Here is a 22,253-nt window from a genome sequence, read left to right as displayed (position 1 = left end):
AATCGCTATTGAATGCGTGAGAAAAGTGTATTGGTAAGAGCCGGGACAACCTCGCTATAAAAAGGCGTTAGATTCCACCCTACAGAAAAAGGATATATATGCCTCAGGTTCAATTTTCTCATAACTCGCTGTTTTGCGTAGATATTATCAAGACTTATAAACCTAATTTCACGCCACGAGTGGCCTTTATTTTAGGTTCCGGGCTGGGCGCGCTGGCCGATCAGATTGAGAACGCTGTCGCAATTTCCTACGAAAAGCTGCCAGGTTTCCCGGTAAGTACGGTACATGGTCATGCGGGGGAGTTAGTGCTGGGCCATCTCCAGGGCGTACCGGTGGTATGTATGAAAGGTCGCGGACATTTCTACGAGGGTCGTGGAATGACCATCATGACTGACGCAATTCGTACCTTTAAGCTGCTGGGCTGCGAGCTACTGTTCTGCACCAATGCGGCAGGCTCACTGCGTCCGGAAGTGGGGGCAGGCAGCCTGGTCGCATTGAAAGATCATATCAACACCATGCCAGGTACGCCGATGGTGGGTCTTAACGATGATCGTTTTGGAGAGCGTTTCTTCTCACTGGCAAATGCCTACGATGCGGAATACCGCGCACTGTTACAAAAAGTGGCGAAAGAAGAGGGATTCCCTCTGACGGAGGGCGTGTTCGTCTCGTATCCGGGGCCGAATTTCGAGACTGCGGCGGAAATTCGCATGATGCAAATTATTGGTGGGGATGTTGTTGGTATGTCTGTGGTGCCTGAGGTTATTTCAGCTCGCCATTGCGACCTTAAAGTAGTTGCGGTCTCTGCGATTACCAATATGGCGGAAGGTTTAAGCGATGTGAAATTGTCACATGCCCAAACGCTGGCGGCTGCGGAGCTCTCTAAGCAGAACTTCATCAACCTTATTTGCGGCTTTCTGCGCAAAATTGCCTGAGAAAAACAATAAGAAACGGCCTCGCAGGTGAGGCCATATGATGCGACAAGGAAACGATTATGAGCATCGCTATGCGCTTAAAGGTAATGTCCTTTTTGCAATATTTTATCTGGGGGAGCTGGTTGGTTACCCTTGGATCTTACATGATTAATACCCTTCATTTCACCGGCGCGAACGTCGGTATGGTCTATAGCTCCAAAGGTATCGCCGCGATCATTATGCCCGGTATTATGGGGATCATCGCGGACAAATGGCTGCGCGCTGAACGTGCATATATGCTGTGTCATCTGGTGTGCGCTGGCGTACTTTTTTATGCGGCGTCGGTGAGTGATCCGGATACGATGTTTTGGGTGATGTTAATTAATGCGATGGCATTTATGCCGACTATCGCATTATCGAACAGCGTCTCGTATTCCTGTCTTGCTCAGGCAGGGCTTGACCCCGTATCTGCTTTCCCGCCCATTCGCGTTTTTGGTACGGTAGGATTTATTGTCGCGATGTGGGCGGTCAGCTTACTGCATCTGGAATTGAGCAGCCTGCAGTTGTATGTTGCGTCTGGTGCGTCATTGCTGCTGTCGGCTTATGCGCTGACTTTGCCTAAGATTCCGGTTGCGGAGAAAAAATCGACCACGTCGCTTGCCAGCAAGCTGGGTCTGGATGCTTTCGTGCTGTTTAAAAATCCACGCATGGCCATCTTTTTCCTCTTTGCCATGATGCTGGGTGCGGTACTGCAAATTACCAACGTTTTTGGTAATCCATTCCTGCATGATTTCGCCCGTAACCCGGAGTTTGCTGATAGCTTCGTGGTGAAATATCCCTCCATTTTACTGTCAGTTTCACAGATGGCTGAAGTCGGTTTCATTTTGACGATTCCGTTCTTTTTGAAGCGTTTTGGCATCAAAACCGTCATGCTGATGAGTATGGTGGCCTGGACGCTGCGCTTTGGCTTCTTCGCCTATGGAGATCCGTCACCAACCGGCTTTATTTTGCTGCTGCTGTCGATGATTGTTTACGGCTGTGCATTTGATTTCTTCAATATTTCTGGTTCGGTATTTGTCGAACAGGAAGTTGATTCCAGCATCCGTGCCAGCGCGCAGGGGCTCTTTATGACCATGGTAAATGGTGTCGGCGCATGGGTTGGCTCGATTCTGAGTGGTATGGCAGTAGATTACTTCTCGGTAGATGGCGTAAAAGACTGGCAAACTATCTGGCTGGTGTTTGCAGGATATGCTCTTTTTCTCGCAGTGATATTTTTCTTTGGGTTTAAATATAATCATGACCCTGAAAAGATAAAGCATCAAGCGGTGACTCATTAAAAGGATTCGCAGCTCTGCTCTTCAGAGCTGCTTTTATGATAAAGGTTAATTAGTGAAAGATATTTTATTTTCTTCCGGCGTTGGTTTTGGTATTGGTGCTTTATTTACAATCGTGCGCTTGCCTATTCCTGTACCAAATGTATTACCGGGTATATTATCCATTGTGTTTATGTATGTCGGATATCTGGTGGTGAAATACTTTATGCCATGATAATTTAATACGATGTATTTATTATATGGAGCACTTAATTATGGAACGCGTATACAGAACAGATCTTAAGTTGCTCCGTTATTTTCTTGCCGTAGCGGAAGAGTTGCATTTTGGCCGCGCAGCAGCACGTTTAAATATGTCTCAGCCTCCGCTCAGTATTCATATTAAAGAGCTGGAAAATCAACTCGGCACGCAGCTTTTTATTCGCCATTCGCGCAGCGTCGTACTGACACACGCGGGCAAAATCTTGATGGAAGAATCGCGTCGATTGCTGGTGAATGCAAATAATGTATTGGCTCGGGTTGAACAAATAGGTCGGGGAGAAGCAGGGCGGATTGAACTCGGCGTAGTGGGAACGGCAATGTGGGGACGGATGCGCCCGGTTATGCGGCGATTCCTCAGGGAAAATCCTAACGTTGAAGTTCTTTTTCGCGAAAAGATGCCCGCGATGCAAATGGCCCTGCTGGAACGACGTGAACTCGATGCCGGGATCTGGCGAATGGCGACAGAACCACCGGCAGGTTTTACCAGCTTACGGTTGCATGAATCGGCGTTTCTGGTGGCGATGCCTGAAGAGCATCATCTCTCATCATTTTCCACCGTCCCACTGGAGGCGCTACGTGACGAGTATTTTGTTACAATGCCGCCTGTGTACACTGACTGGGATTTTTTGCAGCGAGTTTGCCAGCAGGTGGGATTTTCACCGGTTGTTATTCGCGAAGTTAATGAACCGCAAACGGTACTCGCCATGGTCAGTATGGGTATTGGTATCACATTGATAGCGGACAGCTACGCACAAATGAACTGGCCAGGTGTCATTTTCCGTCCGCTCAAAGAGCGCATCCCTGCGGATTTATATATTGTTTATGAAACACAGCAGGTGACGCCTGCGATGGTTAAGCTGTTGGCAGCATTGACACAGTAGGTGAGGGGACAGGAATTGCCGGAAATAGTAGGTGTGATAAGTGAAGCGCATCAGGCAATTTCGCAAATCACAGATAGCAAAAAAGCGCCTTTAGGGCGCTTTTTTACATTGGTGGGTCGTGCAGGATTCGAACCTGCGACCAATTGATTAAAAGTCAACTGCTCTACCAACTGAGCTAACGACCCGAAGTGGTGGGTGATGACGGGATCGAACCGCCGACCCCCTCCTTGTAAGGGAGGTGCTCTCCCAGCTGAGCTAATCACCCACTTCGGTACTTCACATTTTTACAAGAAATTTAGCTGGCGAGAAAGTGGTGGGTGATGACGGGATCGAACCGCCGACCCCCTCCTTGTAAGGGAGGTGCTCTCCCAGCTGAGCTAATCACCCATTTCTCAATTTCTTGCTACACGGCGGAGACTACATAAAGTAGTTGGTGGGTGATGACGGGATCGAACCGCCGACCCCCTCCTTGTAAGGGAGGTGCTCTCCCAGCTGAGCTAATCACCCCCGCTGTGTGGAGTCGCATTATAGGGAGAGTTCAAAATGAGTCAACGCCTTTTCCAAAGAAATTGTTCGTTCGTCGTAAATTTAAGCAGGATGATCGCAAAACAGACCGTGTTGCGCAATTTCTCAACGAAAACAATAATGCATCATGTAGCAACCCGAACTACATTGAGGAATCAGGCTGGAGTGATAGAATATCGCCCACTCAATTTTTCCAGGATTTGCCGGTTGTCGGCATCTTTCTAAACGTAAGGCCATTTCATGAAAATCAAAACTCGCTTCGCGCCAAGCCCAACAGGCTATCTGCACGTTGGCGGCGCGCGTACTGCTCTTTACTCCTGGCTTTTTGCACGTAACCACGGTGGTGAGTTTGTGCTGCGTATTGAAGACACCGATCTTGAGCGTTCCACGCCGGAAGCTATCGAAGCCATTATGGATGGCATGAACTGGCTGAGTCTGGAGTGGGATGAAGGTCCGTACTTCCAGACCAAACGTTTTGATCGCTATAACGCGGTTATCGATCAGATGCTGGAAGAGGGGACGGCCTATAAATGCTACTGCTCTAAAGAGCGTCTGGAAGCACTGCGTGAAGAGCAGATGGCAAAAGGCGAGAAGCCGCGTTATGACGGTCGCTGCCGCCACAGTCATGAACATCATGCTGATGATGAACCGTGCGTCGTGCGTTTTGCTAATCCGCAGGAAGGTTCCGTTGTTTTTGACGATCAGATCCGTGGTCCGATCGAGTTCAGTAACCAGGAGCTGGATGATCTGATTATCCGCCGTACCGATGGTTCTCCGACCTATAACTTCTGTGTGGTTGTTGATGACTGGGATATGGAAATCACCCACGTAATCCGTGGTGAAGACCATATCAACAATACACCGCGTCAGATCAACATTCTGAAAGCCCTGAAAGCGCCAGTACCTGTTTACGCGCACGTTTCTATGATCAACGGTGATGACGGTAAAAAACTGTCCAAACGCCACGGTGCGGTCAGCGTAATGCAGTATCGCGACGATGGTTACCTGCCAGAAGCGTTGCTGAACTATCTGGTACGTCTGGGCTGGTCCCACGGCGATCAGGAAATCTTCACCCGTGAAGAAATGATCAAATACTTCACCCTGAACGCGGTTAGCAAATCTGCCAGTGCGTTTAACACAGACAAACTGCTGTGGCTAAACCATCATTACATTAACGCGTTGCCGCCGGAGTATGTCGCTACTCATTTACAGTGGCATATCGAGCAGGAAAATATTGATACCCGCAACGGCCCGCAACTGGCGGAACTGGTGAAACTGCTGGGTGAACGCTGCAAAACCCTGAAAGAGATGGCACAAAGTTGCCGTTATTTCTACGAAGATTTTGCCGAGTTTGATGCTGATGCAGCGAAAAAACATCTGCGCCCGGTCGCTCGCCAGCCGCTGGAAGTGGTACGTGACAAACTGTCTGCAATTACTGACTGGACGGCTGAAAATGTTCACCACGCTATTCAGGCAACAGCGGATGAGCTGGAAGTGGGTATGGGAAAAGTCGGTATGCCGCTGCGCGTAGCTGTTACCGGTGCGGGCCAGTCTCCGGCGCTGGATGTTACGGTTCACGCAATTGGCAAAGCACGCAGCATTGAGCGCATCAATAAAGCGCTGGCATTTATTGCTGAACGCGAAAACCAGCAGTAATTAATACTTAAAAGATAAACGGCAGGAGATAATATCCTGCCGTTTTTTACTTATTATTTATGCTGATTCGTCAATGTTGAGACGGGCAAGGAAATTGCGAATCCCTTCACGCGATAAAAACTGCGCAACTTTTTCTTGCTCACTATGAGTCATATTGTCTATCGCGCTGATTATTTGCCGGTAAGCCGGAGTTCGCATACCAGGTGCGTATTCAGCAAGAGGTTCTTCGGCCTCGAGAAAAACCGGCGTGTTATGGAAGGCCGGTGTGTTTTGAATAAACTCGCAAACCTGCGTATCGATCAGAATAAGTCTGGCACGGCCGCCCTTCACGCCGGGAAATTTTTCCGTTTTCCAGCCTTTTTCTCTAATCCAGCGGTTAACGGTTTGTTTAGCCACGCCGAGGCATTCCGCCAGTTCTTCGGTGGTCATTTTATTGCGTAATCTTTTCATATTATTTGCTGTTGCGAATCCCTAAGCGTTGTAATAACCCGATAATCCCTTCCCGCAGAAGCAAGGATGTAAACTGTTTTTGTTCAGTTGCCGTCATCTCTTTCGCCAGCGTCGCTAACAGCACTTCAAGCGGCGCATCGCCAGACAGAGCGGGTATTTCTCCCTGACACTGTGGGCGTTCTGCATTGCGAATATATTCACGAACCTGTTCATTGATGTGTACCAGTCGGGCCTTGCCACCCTGGACGCCTGGTTTTGGTGATGTCGTCCAGCCTTCCTTGCGTACCCATTTATTAATGGTCTGGCGGCTATAACCGGTCAGTCTGGCAAGTTCATCTGGCGTCATCCTCTCCTTGAACATAACAATTCCCTGAATAGTTGTGGGTCTATTAAGTGTTCATTTTATAGCATCAATTTACAGGAAACCGTGATATGAATAACTACTGAATGCGAGACGTAATCCAAAAATGTTCATTTGCCTGATTTTTCAGCGATTGAAACCAGGTGCTGCAATTTGCCGTTGACACATAAGGGCGGAATTCATATGATGCCGCCCGTCAACTCGACAAGCTTTACGTGACGGGGCTATAGCTCAGCTGGGAGAGCGCTTGCATGGCATGCAAGAGGTCAGCGGTTCGATCCCGCTTAGCTCCACCAAATTTCAAACCCTCGCTGCGAAGCGGGGGTTTTTTGTCTCTGCTTTTTGCCGCTTTTGTAATACAGTCTACGCCCGGGTTAGCGCCGCCTGGTGAAAACATCACTGGACAAAAAAACAGCAGCAGGCCGGCCCCTGTTTGCTTCGCGATGCGAATAAACTTATTATTTGTGTGCCTGAAAAACCCGATCAGTGAGAGTAGTGTACTCATGTTTGTGGAGCATAACCTGATAAAAAATATCAAGATATTCACACTGGCGTTTACGCTCACCGTGGTACTTATTCAGCTATCTCGTTTTATTTCGCCACTTGCAGTTATCCATTCCAGTTATATCTTTCTGGCGTGGATGCCTCTGTGCGTAATGCTGTCAATAGTGTTCATCTTTGGCTGGCGTGGTGTCGTTCCCGTTTTATGCGGGATGTTTTGCACTAATCTGTGGAATTTTCATCTCTCATTTTTGCAAACCGCTGTCATGCTTGGCAGCCAGACTTTCGCTGTGTTGTGTGCTTGTGCAATATTACGCTGGCAGTTGGGAACGCGTTGGCGTTATGGCTTGACCACCCGAAACGTCTGGCAACGTCTCTTCTGGCTTGGTTTGGTGACGCCGATCGGCATCAAATGCAGCATGTATCTTGTAGGCAACTTCTTTGATTTCCCGCTAAAAATATCGACATTTTTCGGGGATGCAGATGCTATTTTCACGGTCGTTGATTTGCTTAGCCTTTTCACTGCGGTGTTGATTTACAACATGTTCTTTTACTATCTCACTCGCATGATTGTAAGTCCCCACTTTGCGCAGATATTGTGGCGCAGAGATATCGCACCGTCACTGAACAAAGAGAAACGTGCATTTACCTTAAGCTGGCTTGCTGTTCTTACCGTGCTGCTACTTCTGATGTGTACGCCTTATGAAAACGACTTCATTGCCGGTTATCTGGTGCCCGTTTTCTTTATCATCTTTACTCTTGGTGTCGGTAAGCTTCGCTATCCGTTTTTAAATCTCACCTGGGCTGTCTCGACTCTTTTCCTCCTGAATTACAACCAGAACTTTTTACAAGGGGTGGAAACAGAATATTCGCTGGCATTTATTCTGGCGGTACTGATTTCTTTTAGCGTTTGCCTGCTCTACATGGTGCGCATTTATTATCGTAGTGAATGGCTTAACCGTCGCTGGCATTTGCAGGCGCTGACCGACCCTTTAACGCTATTACCCAACTTTCGCGCGTTGGAGCAATCGCAAGAGCAAGAGGCCGGAAAGAGTTTTTGCTGCCTGCGTATTGATAATCTTGAGTTTATGAGTCGTCATTACGGTCTGGTGATGCGCGTTCATTGCATCCGCTCAATTTACCGTACACTGCTACCGTTGATGCAGGAAAACGAAAAGTTGTATCAACTACCGGGCAGTGAATTGCTGCTGGTACTGACCGGGCCGGAAACGGAAGGGCGGCTCCAGCATATGGTTAATGTCCTCAATAGTCGGCAGATTCACTGGAACAACACCGGCCTGGATATGGGCTACGGCGCGGCCTGGGGGCGTTTTGATGGTAATCAGGAAACCCTGCAGCCCATGCTGGGGCAGTTAAGCTGGCTGGCGGAACAATCCTGCGTTCATCATCACGTTCTGGCGTTGGATAATCGAGAGGAGATGGCGTCCGGGCAGACTACCAAACAGGTGCTATTGCTGAACACCATTCGTAAAGCATTAGATAATGGTGATTTGCTTCTCTACGCCCAGCCCATTCGTAACAAAGAGGGACAAGGCTATGATGAGATCCTTGCTCGTCTGAAATATGACGGCGGCATTATGACGCCGGATAAATTTCTGCCACTTATCGCCCAGTTTAACCTAAGCGCGCGTTTCGATTTGCAGGTGCTGGAATCCCTGTTGAAGTGGCTGGCAACTCACCCTTGTGACAAAAAAGGACCGCGATATTCGGTAAATTTAATGCCGCTCACTCTGCTACAAAAAAATATCGCCGGACGGATTATTCGCCTGTTTAAGCGTTATCACATCTCCCCGGAGGCTGTCATTCTCGAAATCACCGAGGAGCAGGCGTTTTCTAACGCAGAAAGCAGTATGTATAACATTGAACAACTGCATAAATTTGGCTTCCGTATTGCGATTGATGACTTTGGCACTGGCTATGCCAACTACGAGCGGTTAAAACGTTTGAAGGCCGATATCATCAAGATTGATGGCGTCTTTGTGAAAGATATCGTCACGAACACGCTGGATGCGATGATTGTGCGCTCGATTACCGATCTGGCGAAAGCGAAGTCGTTAAGTGTGGTTGCAGAGTTTGTAGAGACGCAACAGCAGCAAGCGCTATTGCATAAACTTGGGGTGCAATATCTGCAAGGATATTTAATTGGTCGCCCGCAGCCATTAGTTGATTAGCAGGGATAAAAAAGCCGGGGATAAATAATCCCCGGCTTTTTTAATGGATTGCCTTACAGCACCAGTGCTGCGATTGATGCAGAAAGCACACTCACCAGCGTAGAACCATAAACCAGTTTCAGACCGAAACGAGAAACCACGTTACCTTGCTCTTCGTTCAGACCTTTAACCGCGCCCGCGATAATCCCGATAGAAGAGAAGTTAGCGAAGGATACCAGGAACACAGAGATGATGCCTTCAGCACGCGGAGAGAGCGTAGAGGCAATTTTCTGCAGATCCATCATCGCAACGAATTCGTTGGAAACCAGTTTGGTCGCCATGATGCTGCCTACTTGCAGTGCTTCACTGGAAGGAACACCCATCACCCATGCAATCGGATAGAAGATGTAGCCCAGGATGCCCTGGAAGGAGATGCTGTAGCCAAACCAGCCAGTCACGGTAGCAAACAGGGCGTTCAGTGCTGCGATCAAGGCGATAAAGCCGATTAGCATTGCTGCAACGATAATGGCTACTTTGAAGCCCGCCAGAATGTACTCACCCAGCATTTCGAAGAAGCTCTGACCTTCGTGCAGGTTGGACATCTGAATGTTTTCTTCGCTGGCATCAACACGGTACGGGTTGATCAGCGACAGTACGATAAAGGTGCTGAACATGTTCAGTACCAGCGCTGCAACCACGTATTTCGGTTCCAGCATCGTCATGTATGCGCCAACGATGGACATCGACACGGTGGACATCGCCGTGGCTGCCATAGTGTACATACGATTACGGGAGATTTTGCCGAGGATATCTTTATAGGCGATAAAGTTCTCGGACTGACCCAGAATCAGGGAGCTGACGGCGTTAAAAGATTCCAGCTTGCCCATTCCGTTGACTTTGGAAAGCAGGAAGCCAATCGCGCGGATAATCACCGGCAACACGCGAATGTGCTGGAGAATACCGATCAATGCAGAGATAAAGACGATTGGGCACAGCACTTTCAGGAAGAAGAACGCCAGGCCTTGATCATTCATGCTACCAAAGACAAAGTTAGTACCTTCGTTGGCAAACCCGAGCAGTTTTTCAAACATTTCGGAGAAGCCTTTCACGAAGCCCAGACCAACGTCAGAGTTCAGGAAGAACCACGCCAGTAACACTTCGATAACAAGCAGTTGAATTATATAACGGATACGAATTTTTTTGCGGTCGCTGCTTGCCAGCAATGCGAGAATCGCAACAACGGCTAGTGCCAGTACAAAATGAAGGACGCGGTCCATATTTGCTCCAAATATGAGGCAGGTTAAGTTTCCGTGCACATTCTATGTAACATGGTTAAGGAAAACGAGATCTGACACACACTATAATGATGTCCTGTGACAAGCTTCAAAAATAGTGAGCTGTTATACATTTCTGCTATGTTGTGTATGGAAGCTGAAAGTTATGTAAATGTGCTAACATTAAACATAATCATAACATTTAACTCATCAATCTTTTCGTAGTCATAATCCTGGCCTATCAGAGAAATCACCCTAATCCAATTAAATGAATTTGATAATCATTCTCGTTTAGCATAGCATGAAACATAGCAAAGGCTATGTTTTAGAGGCACAACAAGATGACAAACTATCGCGTTGAGAGTAGCAGTGGACGGGCGGCGCGCAAGATGAGGCTCGCATTAATGGGACCTGCGTTCATTGCAGCGATTGGTTATATCGATCCCGGTAACTTTGCGACCAATATTCAGGCGGGAGCCAGCTTCGGCTATCAACTGCTATGGGTTGTTGTCTGGGCGAACCTGATGGCGATGCTGATTCAGATTCTTTCAGCCAAACTGGGGATAGCCACCGGTAAAAATCTGGCAGAGCAAATCCGCGATCACTACCCGCGCCCCGTAGTGTGGTTCTATTGGGTTCAGGCGGAAATTATTGCGATGGCGACCGACCTGGCGGAATTTATTGGCGCAGCGATCGGTTTCAAACTGATTCTTGGTGTTTCGTTGTTGCAGGGGGCGGTGCTGACGGGTATCGCGACTTTCCTGATTTTAATGCTGCAACGTCGCGGGCAAAAACCGCTGGAGAAAGTGATTGGCGGGCTACTGCTGTTTGTTGCCGCGGCTTACATTGTCGAGCTGATTTTCTCTCAGCCTAACCTGGCGCAGTTGAGTAAAGGGATGGTGATTCCGAGTTTACCAACCTCGGAGGCGGTCTTCCTGGCGGCTGGCGTGTTAGGGGCGACGATTATGCCGCACGTGATTTATTTGCACTCTTCGCTCACTCAGCATTTACATGGTGGTTCGCGTCAACAACGTTATTCCGCCACCAAATGGGATGTGGCTATTGCCATGACTATTGCCGGTTTTGTTAATCTGGCGATGATGGCAACGGCTGCCGCCGCGTTCCATTTTTCCGGTCATACGGGGGTCGCTGATCTTGACGAAGCCTACCTGACGCTGCAACCGCTGTTAAGCAATGCTGCCGCGACGGTCTTTGGTTTAAGTCTGGTGGCGGCGGGGCTTTCGTCAACGGTGGTGGGAACATTGGCGGGGCAGGTAGTGATGCAGGGATTCATTCGCTTCCATATTCCGCTGTGGGTGCGCCGTACCGTGACCATGTTGCCATCTTTTATTGTTATTCTGATGGGGCTGGATCCGACGCGGATTCTGGTCATGAGTCAGGTGCTGCTAAGTTTTGGTATTGCCCTGGCGCTGGTGCCACTGTTGATTTTCACCAGTGACAGTAAGTTGATGGGCGATCTGGTTAACAGCAAATGGGTTAAACAAACCGGTTGGGTGATTGTAGTACTGGTGGTCGCGTTGAATATCTGGCTGCTGGTGGGAACGGCACTGGGGTTGTAGTTCAACTGGCGTCGCATGTGGTGCCACTGGCGGATGCGGCGTAAACACCTTATCCGCCCTACGTGTTTAATGGCGCGGGTTTGTGGGCCTGATAAGACGCGCCAGCGTCGCATCAGGCATCGTACTCCATTGGCGAATGTGTTTAATGACGGTGCCCATGTCCACGACCTTTTCCGCGATGATCATCACGGTCGCGCCAGCCTTCGCGGTAGCCTCGTTCATACGCTTTACGCTTATCCCAGCCACGGTGGTAGCCATTATCGTGACGCCACCAGCGGTTTTTACGCCATTCGTAATTACGGTGCCAGTAATCACGGTCGCGCCAGTGACCACCGTCCCAATAATTACCGTAATGATCGCGATCGCCAATTTGTAATTTTATCGATGGCAGTAGGGTAATTTCACCTGCGTTTGCCGCAAGTGGGGTAAATACCATCAGGGCGGCCGCCAGAAACAGTGACCTGAACATTGTTATTCTCCTTCACGATCGAAGCCGTCAGCGGCCTGTTAACGCAATATTACGGGGAGGTAAAGCCCCGTTTCATCGCCATAACTCTTAAATCGTGAGGGAGAGCATTTTTTGTTAAAGCTTATCGTGGGGGGGCTGTTGCTTCGGGCGATTCACAATCATCATTGGTTTACCTGCCAGCAATAGCCACGCCGGAAGCATGACGATACAAAGCAGCGGTAGCAAAGTGGTATCAGGTACAACGACCGCCGCCATAAACAGACTTAACCAGCCATCGCGCGTCACCACCAGTACTATGCCGAGAATAGCGCAGGAAACGGTAATCGCCGCCGGGACTGCGGGAACATGTTCATGCAGCATCAACCCTAACGCTACGCCAACAAACACGGCCGGGAAGATTCGCCCACCACGAAATCCGCTGGCGGCGGCAATAACCAGGGCGGCAAGTTTAATGAGCGCCAGCAAAAAGTAATCGCTGGCGCTCAAAGCCTGATTCATCACCATTTGCTGCATCTCATCCAGTCCTTTAAACAGTGAGACAGGTCCGCCGATGACGCCCAGAATACCCAGCATAAAACCGCCAACTCCCAGCATGAGTACTGGGTTTTTAATCTGATGCATCATCGCGTGCAACCGTGGCAGACACCACACAGCAACCATCCCCGCAGCGATGGCAATCGTCGCCACAATGGCACCGCTGATGATGTCGGTCATCTGCATCTGTTCGTAATGCGCAATGGGTAGCGAAAAATGAGGATGAAAAAATAGACTTGTGGTCAGAGCACCAGTCGCCGCCGCCATTAACGGTGCAAAGAGCCGATCCCATAGCGGGACTTCATTACTGCCATTTAAGGTTTGCGAAAATATCAACGCTGCCGCAACAGGTGTACCAAACAGCGCGCCGATAGTTCCGGCTGAGGCTAAAATAGTCCACTCCATCCGGTGAACTCGTGGTAACAGACGAGTGCCAATCGCCACTGCGAGAGCGATATTAACGGTCATGATCGGATGTTCCGGCCCGAGGCTGACGCCACCAGCAAGACCGAGAATTAATGCCAGGATCAGTCCCGGTAGCGCAGAGGGGGGAACCGGTGCGCCGATCAGTGGTTCACTGGCCGGATCTGGCCCGGCATGACCCTGGCTGAAACGGATAACCAGTCCTACCGCGATCCCTGTCAGCGTTAATATTCCGATGATCCACAGCGGTGAGTCCTGAGCTAACCCCAGACTTTCCGGTAGTCGTTGCCAGAGCAAACTCTGTAATACCGAGGCGATTTTCATCACTACAATCAGAATAAGACTGGACGCAATCCCAATTGCCACTGCGGGAAGCGATAATAACAACATGGTTCTGGCTCGCGGATGGAGCATGTTCTATTCCTTATGCGGGATCAGATACTTAGTTTGCCCAGCTTGCATAAAGGCATCGCTGCAATTGGTGCTGAAACGATAAAGTAATTGTGTGACCCAGATCGATATTTACAGGGAGCCAGCCTTTCCGGCGTTGTTGTTATGCCCCCAGGTATTTACAGTGTGAGAAAGAATTCTTTTGACTTTAGCGGAGCAGTAGAAGAATGACAAAGTATGCATTAGTCGGTGATGTGGGCGGCACCAACGCACGTCTTGCCCTGTGTGATATTGCCAGTGGCGAAATCTCGCAGGCTAAAACCTATTCAGGGCTTGATTATCCCAGCCTGGAAGCGGTCATTCGCGTTTATCTCGAAGAACATAAGGTTGAGGTGAAAGACGGCTGTATTGCCATCGCTTGCCCAATCACCGGTGACTGGGTGGCAATGACCAACCACACCTGGGCATTTTCGATTGCTGAAATGAAAAAGAGCCTCGGTTTTAGCCATCTGGAAATTATCAATGATTTTACGGCGGTTTCGATGGCGATCCCGATGCTGAAAAAAGAGCACCTGATCCAGTTTGGCGGAGCAGAACCAGTAGAAGGTAAACCAATCGCGGTGTACGGTGCCGGAACAGGGCTTGGGGTTGCGCATCTGGTCCATGTAGATAAACGCTGGATCAGCCTGCCGGGTGAGGGCGGTCACGTTGATTTTGCGCCAAATAGCGAAGAAGAGGCCATTATCCTCGAAATACTGCGTGCGGAAATTGGCCATGTCTCGGCGGAGCGCGTGCTTTCTGGCCCTGGGCTGGTGAATCTGTATCGTGCGATTGTGAAAGCCGATAACCGCCTGCCGGAAAATCTCAAGCCGAAAGATATTACCGAACGTGCACTGGCCGACAGTTGCACCGATTGTCGTCGGGCATTGTCGCTGTTTTGCGTCATAATGGGACGTTTTGGCGGCAATCTGGCGCTCAATCTCGGGACATTTGGCGGTGTGTATATTGCAGGCGGTATCGTGCCGCGTTTCCTCGAGTTCTTCAAAGCTTCTGGTTTCCGCGCCGCTTTTGAAGACAAAGGCCGCTTTAAAGAATATGTCCATGATATTCCGGTTTATCTCATCGTCCATGACAATCCGGGACTTCTCGGTTCGGGCGCACATCTACGCCAGACCTTAGGCCACATCCTGTAAAACCTTCCTGTCATATCGGGAGGAATCTCTCCCGATAGTCATTTAAATCATAGAGTTAATTAGATTTTTCTTTGTGTTTCATCACAAGGCCGACCTGCGTCACACTTCCGTATAACGGGATTAATTATCCAGTAAAAGCATTATTTGTCTGGTAACAGCGATTTGTTTTGCACGTTCATAATTTCACTTGCTAACTATAACCAAGCGAGGAAATAACGATGAGTAAGAAACTGATTGCCCTGTGTGCTTGCCCGATGGGGCTGGCGCACACCTTTATGGCTGCCCAGGCGCTGGAAGAAGCGGCGGTAGAAGCAGGCTATGAAGTGAAAATTGAAACCCAGGGCGCAGATGGCATCCAGAACCGTCTTACGGCGCAAGATATCGCAGAGGCGACCATCATCATCCACTCCGTGGCGGTTACCCCGGAAGATAACGAACGTTTTGAGTCACGCGATGTTTATGAAATCACTTTGCAGGACGCAATTAAAAACGCTGCGGGCATCATCAAAGAAATCGAAGAGATGATTGCCGCTGAACAGGCGTAATTTTTTACAGGGATATTGTTATGGCCATTAAAAAACGCAGTGCAACCGTTGTGCCTGGCGCATCCGGTGCGGCAGCGGCAGTTAAGAATCCGCAGGCCTCTAAAAGCAGCTTCTGGGGTGAACTCCCGCAGCACGTGATGTCAGGGATTTCACGCATGGTGCCGACCTTAATTATGGGCGGTGTGATCCTCGCTTTCAGCCAGTTGATTGCTTATAGCTGGCTGAAAATTCCCGCTGACATTGGCATTATGGATGCGCTCAATAGTGGGAAATTTACCGGTTTCGACCTCTCGTTACTGAAATTTGCCTGGCTGTCGCAGTCGTTTGGCGGCGTGCTATTTGGCTTTGCCATTCCGATGTTCGCCGCCTTTGTGGCTAACTCCATTGGTGGCAAACTGGCATTCCCGGCAGGGTTTATCGGCGGGTTGATGTCTACCCAGCCCACGCAACTGCTGAATTTTGACCCCAGCACCATGCAGTGGGCGACCTCTTCGCCCGTGCCGTCCACCTTCATTGGCGCGCTGATTATTTCTATTGTCGCGGGTTACCTCGTGAAATGGATGAACCAGAAAATCCAGATGCCGGATTTCCTGTTAGCGTTCAAAACCACTTTTTTATTACCAATTCTTTCCGCCATTTTTGTCATGCTGGCGATGTATTACGTGATCACGCCGTTTGGTGGCTGGATCAACGGTGGCATTCGCGCCATGTTGACGGCAGCAGGTGAAAAAGGCGCGCTGATGTACGCAATGGGAATTGCCGCAGCAACGGCAATTGACCTGGGGGGGCCAATCAACAAAGCGGCAGGTTTCGTTGCCTTCAGCTTTACGACAGACCACGTACTACCCGTCACCGCGCGTTCTATCGCTATTGTTATTCCGCCGATTGGTCTGGGCCTGGCGACCATTATCGACCGTCGTTTAACCGGCAAACGCCTGTTCAACGCCCAGCTTTATCCACAGGGCAAAACCGCCATGTTCCTTGCGTTTATGGGTATCAGTGAAGGTGCTATTCCGTTCGCGCTGGAAAGTCCCATCACCGCCATTCCGTCCTATATGGTAGGTGCGATTGTTGGTTCCACCGCCGCTGTCTGGCTGGGTGCAGTGCAGTGGTTCCCGGAATCTGCTATCTGGGCATGGCCGCTGGTTACTAACCTCGGCGTCTATATGGCGGGGATCGCGTTGGGGGCAATCATCACTGCGCTGATGGTGGTGTTCCTGCGTCTGATGATGTTCCGCAAAGGCAAATTGTTAATCGATAGCCTGTAAGAAGGACAATCCTGATGACATTACTCGCTTCGCTGCGCGATTGGCTTGCGGAACAACAGCTTGATGCGGTGCTTCTCTCTTCACGGCAGAACAAGCAGCCACATCTGGGACTCTCCACCGGATCAGGCTATGTGGTGATTAGCCGTGAGAGCGCGCACATTCTGGTGGACTCACGCTATTACGCGGATGTGGAAGCCCGTGCGCAAGGCTACCAGCTACATTTACTCGATGCGGCGCAGACGCTTGCAACCATCGTCAATCAGCTCATTGCCGATGAGCAACTGCAAACGCTTGGTTTTGAAAGCCAGCAGGTGAGTTGGGAAAGCGCACATCGCTGGCAGACTGAACTCAATGCAACGTTGGTCAGCGCCACGCCGGACGTACTGCGGCAAATCAAAATGCCGGAGGAGGTAGAGAAAATCCGCATCGCCTGTGGGATTGCCGATCGCGGTGCGCAACATATCCGCCGGTTTATACAGGCGGGGATGAGCGAGCGTGAGATAGCCGCTGAACTGGAGTGGTTTATGCGCCAGCAGGGCGCGGAAAAAGCCTCTTTTGACACCATTGTTGCCAGTGGCTGGCGTGGGGCGCTACCGCACGGCAAGGCCAGCGACAAGATTGTTGCCGCGGGCGAGTTTGTCACTCTCGATTTCGGTGCGCTGTATCAGGGCTACTGTTCTGATATGACGCGCACCTTTCTGGTGAATGGCGAAGGGGTGAGCGCCGAATCTCACCCGCTGTTTAACGTGTATCAGATTGTCCTGCAGGCGCAACTGGCGGCAATCTCTGCGATTCGCCCCGGTGTGCGTTGTCAGCAGGTTGACGACGCCGCGCGTCGGGTGATTACCGAGGCTGGTTATGGCGAGTATTTCGGTCATAACACCGGTCACGCCATCGGTATTGAAGTGCATGAAGATCCGCGCTTTTCACCGCGGGACACCACGATGCTCCTGCCAGGCATGTTACTGACCGTGGAGCCGGGGATTTATTTGCCAGGGCAAGGGGGCGTGCGCATCGAAGATGTCGTGCTGGTTACCCCGCAAGGCGCAGAAGTGCTGTACGCCATGCCGAAAACAGTGTTGCTCACGGGAGAGGCATAATGGATTTATCGCTATTAAAAGCGTTGAGTGAGGCAGATGCGATCGCCTCCTCGGAACAGGAAGTGCGGCAGATCCTGCTGGAGGAAGCGGATCGCCTGCAAAAAAAGGTCCGTTTTGATGGTCTGGGATCGGTGCTGATCCGCCTCAATGAATCGACAGGTCCGAAGGTGATGATCTGCGCGCATATGGACGAAGTGGGATTTATGGTACGCAGCATCTCCTGTGAGGGTGCTATCGACGTGCTGCCGGTTGGTAATGTGCGCATGGCCGCCCGCCAGCTTCAGCCGGTGCGGATCACCACCCGTGAAGAATGCAAAATTCCAGGCCTGCTCGATGGCGAAAGGCAGGGAAATGACGTTAGCGCAATGCGCGTGGACATTGGCGCACGTTCTTATGACGAAGTCATGCAGGCGGGAGTTCGTCCGGGCGATCGCGTCACCTTCGATACCACTTTTCAGGTTCTCCCTCACCAACGGGTAATGGGCAAAGCCTTTGATGACCGCCTCGGTTGCTACCTGCTGGTGACTTTACTGCGCGAGCTGCACGACGCCGAACTCCCTGTGGAAGTCTGGCTGGTGGCCAGTTCCAGCGAAGAGGTTGGCTTACGCGGCGGGCAAACCGCCACCCGCGCAGTGTCGCCGGACGTCGCCATTGTGCTGGATACCGCCTGCTGGGCGAAAAACTTTGATTATGGCGCGGCTAACCATCGCCAGATTGGTAACGGCCCGATGCTGGTGTTAAGTGATAAATCGCTGATTGCGCCGCCAAAATTCATCGCGTGGATTGAAAGCGTGGCGGCAGAAATTGGTGTGCCGTTGCAGGCGGATATGCTCAGCAACGGCGGCACGGACGGTGGAGCGATTCACTTAACCGGCACAGGCATACCCACAGTGGTGATGGGCCCTGCCACCCGCCACGGCCATTGTGCCGCGTCGATTGCCGATTGCCGCGACATTTTGCAGATGCAGCAACTTTTATCTGCACTTATTCAACGTATTACGCGTGAGACCGTTGTTCAACTGACGGATTTCAGATGATCTCCTGATTAACCCGGAGCGGTTATGTTAACGATTCAATTTCTTTGCCCTTTGCCTAACGGTCTTCATGCTCGCCCGGCGTGGGAACTTAAAGAACAGTGCAGCCAGTGGCAAAGTGCAGTGACCTTCATCAACCATCGCCAGAATGCGAAGGCCGATGCAAAAAGCTCGCTGGCACTGATTGGCACCGGAACCTTATTTAATGACAGTTGCAGCCTGAACATTAGCGGCAGCGATGAAGAGCAGGCGCGGCGCGTGCTGGAAGAATATATCCAGGTGCGCTTTATCGACAGCGACAGCGTCCAGCCGACGCAGGCAGAGCTGATGGCACATCCGTTACCGCGTTCATTAAGCCGCCTGAATCCAGATTTGTTGTATGGAAATGTGCTGGCGAGCGGTATCGGCGTTGGTACACTGACCTTATTACAGAGCGATAATCTCGACAGTTATCGCGTGATCCCCGCCTGTGCACAAGATTCCACCCGACTGGAACACAGCCTGGCAACGCTTGCCGAGCAACTGAACCAGCAACTGCGTGAGCGTGACGGCGAAAGCAAAACTATTCTCAGCGCCCATTTGTCACTGATTCAGGATGACGAGTTTTCAGGCAATATCCGTCGGCTGATGGCTGAACAGCATCAGGGGCTGGGCGCGGCGATCATCAGTAATATGGAACAGGTTTGCGACAAACTTTCTGCCTCTGCCAGCGATTACCTGCGTGAGCGGGTCAGCGATATCCGCGATATCAGCGAACAGTTGTTGCATATCACCTGGCCGGAGCTGAAGCCACGCAATAATCTGGTGCTTGAAAAACCGACCATTCTGGTTGCTGAGGATTTAACGCCAAGCCAGTTTTTGAGCCTTGATCTAAAAAATCTCGCGGGCATGATTCTGGAGAAAACCGGGCGCACCTCGCATACCCTGATTCTGGCACGTGCTTCGATGATCCCCGTTCTTAGCGGCCTGCCGCTGGATGCGATAGCACGCTATGCCGGACAACCGGCGGTGCTTGATGCCCAGTGCGGCGTGCTGGCGATTAATCCTGATGGCGCGGTGAGTGGTTATTACCAGGTGGCACAGACGCTGGCGGATAAACGTCAGCAGCAACAAGCACTTGCCGCTGCGCAACAGGCGTACTCCCGCGATCACAAGCGTATTGATATTGCTGCGAATATTGGCACTGCTCTGGAAGCACCTGGCGCGTTTGCTAACGGCGCGGAAGGCGTCGGGCTGTTCCGTACCGAAATGCTGTATATGGATCGCGATAGTGCGCCGGACGAGCAGGAACAGTTTGAAGCCTACCAGCAGGTGTTACTGGCAGCGGGCGAAAAGCCGATTATCTTCCGTACGATGGACATCGGCGGCGATAAAAGCATTCCTTACCTCAACATTCCCCAGGAAGAGAACCCGTTCCTCGGCTATCGTGCGGTACGTATTTACCCGGAATTTGCTGGTCTGTTCCGCACTCAACTGCGGGCTATTTTGCGTGCTGCCAGTTTTGGCAACGCTCAGTTGATGATCCCAATGGTGCACAGCCTCGATCAGATCTTATGGGTAAAGAGTGAGATCCAGAAGGCAATCGTTGAGCTTAAACGCGATGGCCTGCGCCATGCAGAATCGATCCCGCTTGGGATCATGGTGGAAGTGCCGTCGGTGTGTTACATCATCGACCACTTCTGTGATGAGGTCGATTTCTTCAGTATCGGCTCCAACGATATGACCCAGTATTTGTATGCGGTCGATCGTAATAATCCGCGCGTATCGCCGCTGTATAACCCGATTACGCCATCGTTCCTGCGCATGTTGCGGCAGATCATTACCACTGCGCATCAGCGGGGCAAATGGGTGGGAATTTGCGGGGAGCTGGGTGGCGAAAGCCGCTATCTGCCGCTACTGCTTGGGCTGGGTCTGGATGAGTTAAGTATGAGTAGCCCACGCATTCCGGCGGTGAAAAACCAGCTTCGGCAACTGGATAGCGAGGCGTGTCAGGAACTGGCGCGTCAGGCGTGCGAGTGCCGCAGCGCGCAGGAAATTGAAGCGTTACTCACTGCGTTTACACCGCAAGAAGACGTTCGTCCGCTGCTGGCGCTGGAGAATATCTTCGTTGATCAGACTTTTAGCAATAAAGAGCAGGCTATTCAGTTCCTGTGCGGCAACCTTGGCGTTAACGGGCGTACTGAGCATCCGTTCGAGCTGGAAGAAGATGTCTGGCAGCGTGAGGAGATTGTCACCACTGGCGTTGGTTTTGGCGTGGCGATCCCGCACACCAAATCTCAGTGGATCCGCCATTCCAGTATCAGTATTGCCCGCCTGGTGAAACCTGTCGACTGGCAGTCAGAGATGGGCGATGTCGAACTGGTGATCATGTTGACGCTGGGCGCTAGCGAAGGAATGAACCATGTGAAAGTCTTTTCGCAACTGGCGCGCAAACTGGTGAATAAAAACTTCCGCCAATCGCTGTTTGCCGCCAAAGATGCTCAAAGTATTCTGACACTGCTCGAAACAGAGCTAACTTTTTAAATTTAGCCCTGAAAACGGGCGCTGTACTCTCCTGGCGTCAGACCAAACTGACGCCGGAAGACGCGACAAAAATAGTCGCTATCCGGAAAGCCGCAGCGTTGTGCTACTTCATGAATTGACAGGTGGTATTTCTGCAAAATCATCCTCGCCTTCGCCATCCGCACCCAACGCACATATTCGATAAATCGCATCGTCCCATGCAGCGCAAACAGTTTTGACAGGTGATTTGGCGTGATATTAAAAAACTGCGCCACATTCTCGCGGGTGAGCGGCTGGGCATAATTATCCTGAACCCAGTTACAAATGCTGTGATAGAGAAAATCGCCGCGCGGCTGCGAATGACCCGGCGGCATATTTACCACGTTGCGGCAAAGATGCAGCAAACTGAGTACCAACGGTTGAATGATATTCTGCTCCAGCGGCGAACGGCTGAGATGGGTGAGGGCGGTGAGTATTGCTTCACCTTCACCGCGTTGCAGGCTGGGAAGCTGGAGCTGGCGAACCGGATGTAACAGTGTGGTGGTGCGGCTATCGTAAAACGACAACCCCAGCCATGTTGGTGCAAACACCAGGCTTAACAACATAACAGGTTTGTTGTTGACCGGTAAATTAGCCGCGCGCGCCGGAATAAACAGTATTTCCCCTTCCACCATGTGTTGCTGTTTTGCTGCCAGTTGATTGCCGTATTCGCCGCGCAGCACAATATCCAGCCGGGGGAAATCAATACATAAACTGCCTACCGGCAACGAGGCGGGCTGGCTGGCAAACCAGACGCGCCCCAGTCGCTGTGGGTTAAGCACCAGGCCGCTGAACAGATCTGCGAAAAATTGTTGATCGGCGGGCAAGCCTGTTGCTTTCATGGATATCCCCGA

General features: G+C 50.9%; 19 protein-coding genes and 5 tRNA genes. 14 read left to right on the top strand and 10 right to left on the bottom strand.

Going from position 1 to position 22,253, the window contains the following annotated elements; all coding sequences use genetic code 11:
* The first annotated feature begins 98 nt into the window (after positions 1-98).
* Genes xapA through xapR form a run of 4 tightly spaced genes read left to right on the top strand, consistent with a single transcriptional unit; the run spans position 99 to position 3,384 of the window.
* A complete protein-coding gene (gene xapA, locus A1WG_RS18930; RefSeq protein WP_001516823.1) occupies positions 99-932 on the top strand; it encodes a xanthosine phosphorylase in 834 nt (277 codons plus the stop codon).
* A 59-nt stretch (positions 933-991) separates the two neighbouring features.
* Positions 992-2,248 (top strand): xanthosine/proton symporter XapB, encoded by a 1,257-nt coding sequence (xapB, locus tag A1WG_RS18935; RefSeq protein ID WP_000020394.1) that lies wholly within the window; start codon positions 992-994, stop codon positions 2,246-2,248.
* A 52-nt stretch (positions 2,249-2,300) separates the two neighbouring features.
* Positions 2,301-2,459, top strand: coding sequence for a DUF1427 family protein (locus A1WG_RS0121370; RefSeq protein ID WP_000651752.1), 159 nt, complete (start codon positions 2,301-2,303; stop codon positions 2,457-2,459).
* Positions 2,460-2,499: 40 nt separating this feature from the next.
* Positions 2,500-3,384: a DNA-binding transcriptional regulator XapR gene (gene xapR, locus A1WG_RS18940; protein ID WP_001516822.1), complete on the top strand. Its 885-nt coding sequence runs from the start codon at positions 2,500-2,502 to the stop codon at positions 3,382-3,384.
* 109 nt (positions 3,385-3,493) lie between these two features.
* Here xapR and A1WG_RS18945 read toward each other — a convergent pair.
* The 4 genes from A1WG_RS18945 to A1WG_RS18960 form a co-directional block, all read right to left on the bottom strand.
* A tRNA-Lys gene (locus A1WG_RS18945) sits at positions 3,494-3,569 on the bottom strand.
* Between the two features lie 4 nt (positions 3,570-3,573).
* A tRNA-Val gene (locus tag A1WG_RS18950) sits at positions 3,574-3,649 on the bottom strand.
* A 46-nt stretch (positions 3,650-3,695) separates the two neighbouring features.
* Positions 3,696-3,771 (bottom strand) — tRNA-Val (locus A1WG_RS18955).
* A 44-nt stretch (positions 3,772-3,815) separates the two neighbouring features.
* Positions 3,816-3,891, bottom strand: a tRNA-Val gene (locus A1WG_RS18960).
* Positions 3,892-4,149: 258 nt separating this feature from the next.
* Here A1WG_RS18960 and gltX point away from each other — a divergent pair.
* Positions 4,150-5,565, top strand: coding sequence for a glutamate--tRNA ligase (gene gltX / locus A1WG_RS18965; RefSeq protein WP_001516821.1), 1,416 nt, complete (start codon positions 4,150-4,152; stop codon positions 5,563-5,565).
* A 57-nt stretch (positions 5,566-5,622) separates the two neighbouring features.
* On the opposite strand, the gene A1WG_RS18970 is transcribed toward gltX, so the two are convergent.
* A complete protein-coding gene (locus tag A1WG_RS18970; RefSeq protein ID WP_024191900.1) occupies positions 5,623-6,015 on the bottom strand; it encodes a MerR family transcriptional regulator in 393 nt (130 codons plus the stop codon).
* 1 nt (position 6,016) lies between these two features.
* The gene (locus tag A1WG_RS18975; RefSeq protein ID WP_000472019.1) at positions 6,017-6,376 is read right to left on the bottom strand and encodes a YfeC-like transcriptional regulator; all 360 of its coding nucleotides are present in this window, start codon (positions 6,374-6,376) and stop codon (positions 6,017-6,019) included.
* A gap of 220 nt (positions 6,377-6,596) precedes the next feature.
* Between A1WG_RS18975 and A1WG_RS18980 the strand changes: the two genes are divergently transcribed.
* Together A1WG_RS18980 and A1WG_RS18985 are read left to right on the top strand one after the other, a co-directional pair.
* Positions 6,597-6,672: transfer RNA gene (locus A1WG_RS18980), tRNA-Ala, on the top strand.
* A gap of 207 nt (positions 6,673-6,879) precedes the next feature.
* Positions 6,880-9,069, top strand: a complete 2,190-nt coding sequence (locus tag A1WG_RS18985; RefSeq protein ID WP_001516819.1) for a bifunctional diguanylate cyclase/phosphodiesterase — start codon at positions 6,880-6,882, stop codon at positions 9,067-9,069.
* Between the two features lie 53 nt (positions 9,070-9,122).
* Here the strand turns inward: A1WG_RS18985 and nupC are convergent, their stop codons facing one another.
* Positions 9,123-10,325, bottom strand: a complete 1,203-nt coding sequence (nupC, locus tag A1WG_RS18990; RefSeq protein WP_001516818.1) for a nucleoside permease NupC — start codon at positions 10,323-10,325, stop codon at positions 9,123-9,125.
* A 338-nt stretch (positions 10,326-10,663) separates the two neighbouring features.
* Here nupC and A1WG_RS18995 point away from each other — a divergent pair, with 338 nt between their 5' ends.
* Positions 10,664-11,902 (top strand): Nramp family divalent metal transporter, encoded by a 1,239-nt coding sequence (locus tag A1WG_RS18995; RefSeq protein WP_000186376.1) that lies wholly within the window; start codon positions 10,664-10,666, stop codon positions 11,900-11,902.
* Positions 11,903-12,044: 142 nt separating this feature from the next.
* On the opposite strand, the gene ypeC is transcribed toward A1WG_RS18995, so the two are convergent.
* Both ypeC and A1WG_RS19005 read right to left on the bottom strand, forming a co-directional pair.
* Positions 12,045-12,371: a DUF2502 domain-containing protein YpeC gene (gene ypeC / locus A1WG_RS19000; protein ID WP_000490087.1), complete on the bottom strand. Its 327-nt coding sequence runs from the start codon at positions 12,369-12,371 to the stop codon at positions 12,045-12,047.
* A 114-nt stretch (positions 12,372-12,485) separates the two neighbouring features.
* Entirely contained in the window at positions 12,486-13,742 is a 1,257-nt protein-coding gene (locus A1WG_RS19005) for an ion channel protein (protein ID WP_000903162.1), read from the bottom strand.
* 203 nt (positions 13,743-13,945) lie between these two features.
* Between A1WG_RS19005 and glk the strand changes: the two genes are divergently transcribed.
* The 6 genes from glk to ptsP all read left to right on the top strand — a co-directional run bounded on the left by glk (position 13,946) and on the right by ptsP (position 21,381).
* Positions 13,946-14,911 carry a glucokinase gene (gene glk, locus A1WG_RS19010; RefSeq protein ID WP_000170363.1) on the top strand — a complete coding sequence of 322 codons (966 nt, stop codon included), beginning with the start codon at positions 13,946-13,948 and terminating at the stop codon, positions 14,909-14,911.
* Positions 14,912-15,129: 218 nt separating this feature from the next.
* Positions 15,130-15,456 (top strand): PTS fructose transporter subunit IIB, encoded by a 327-nt coding sequence (locus tag A1WG_RS19015; protein WP_000038452.1) that lies wholly within the window; start codon positions 15,130-15,132, stop codon positions 15,454-15,456.
* 20 nt (positions 15,457-15,476) lie between these two features.
* Entirely contained in the window at positions 15,477-16,724 is a 1,248-nt protein-coding gene (locus tag A1WG_RS19020) for a PTS fructose transporter subunit IIC (RefSeq protein ID WP_001516817.1), read from the top strand.
* Positions 16,725-16,738: 14 nt separating this feature from the next.
* Positions 16,739-17,824 (top strand): aminopeptidase, encoded by a 1,086-nt coding sequence (gene ypdF, locus A1WG_RS19025; protein WP_001516816.1) that lies wholly within the window; start codon positions 16,739-16,741, stop codon positions 17,822-17,824.
* Positions 17,824-18,861 carry an aminopeptidase gene (ypdE, locus tag A1WG_RS19030; RefSeq protein ID WP_001516815.1) on the top strand — a complete coding sequence of 346 codons (1,038 nt, stop codon included), beginning with the start codon at positions 17,824-17,826 and terminating at the stop codon, positions 18,859-18,861. Before ypdF ends, ypdE begins: the two co-directional genes overlap by 1 nt.
* Before the next feature lie 24 nt (positions 18,862-18,885).
* On the top strand, positions 18,886-21,381 hold the full coding sequence (gene ptsP / locus A1WG_RS19035; RefSeq protein ID WP_001516814.1) for a phosphoenolpyruvate--protein phosphotransferase: 2,496 nt from the start codon (positions 18,886-18,888) through the stop codon (positions 21,379-21,381).
* 2 nt (positions 21,382-21,383) lie between these two features.
* On the opposite strand, the gene A1WG_RS19040 is transcribed toward ptsP, so the two are convergent.
* Entirely contained in the window at positions 21,384-22,241 is an 858-nt protein-coding gene (locus A1WG_RS19040; protein ID WP_001516813.1) for an AraC family transcriptional regulator, read from the bottom strand.
* Positions 22,242-22,253 lie beyond the last annotated feature (12 nt).

This window comes from Escherichia sp. KTE96, assembly GCF_000408525.1.
Classification (GTDB): domain Bacteria; phylum Pseudomonadota; class Gammaproteobacteria; order Enterobacterales; family Enterobacteriaceae; genus Escherichia; species Escherichia marmotae.
This window is presented reverse-complemented; position numbering and strand designations above follow the sequence as displayed.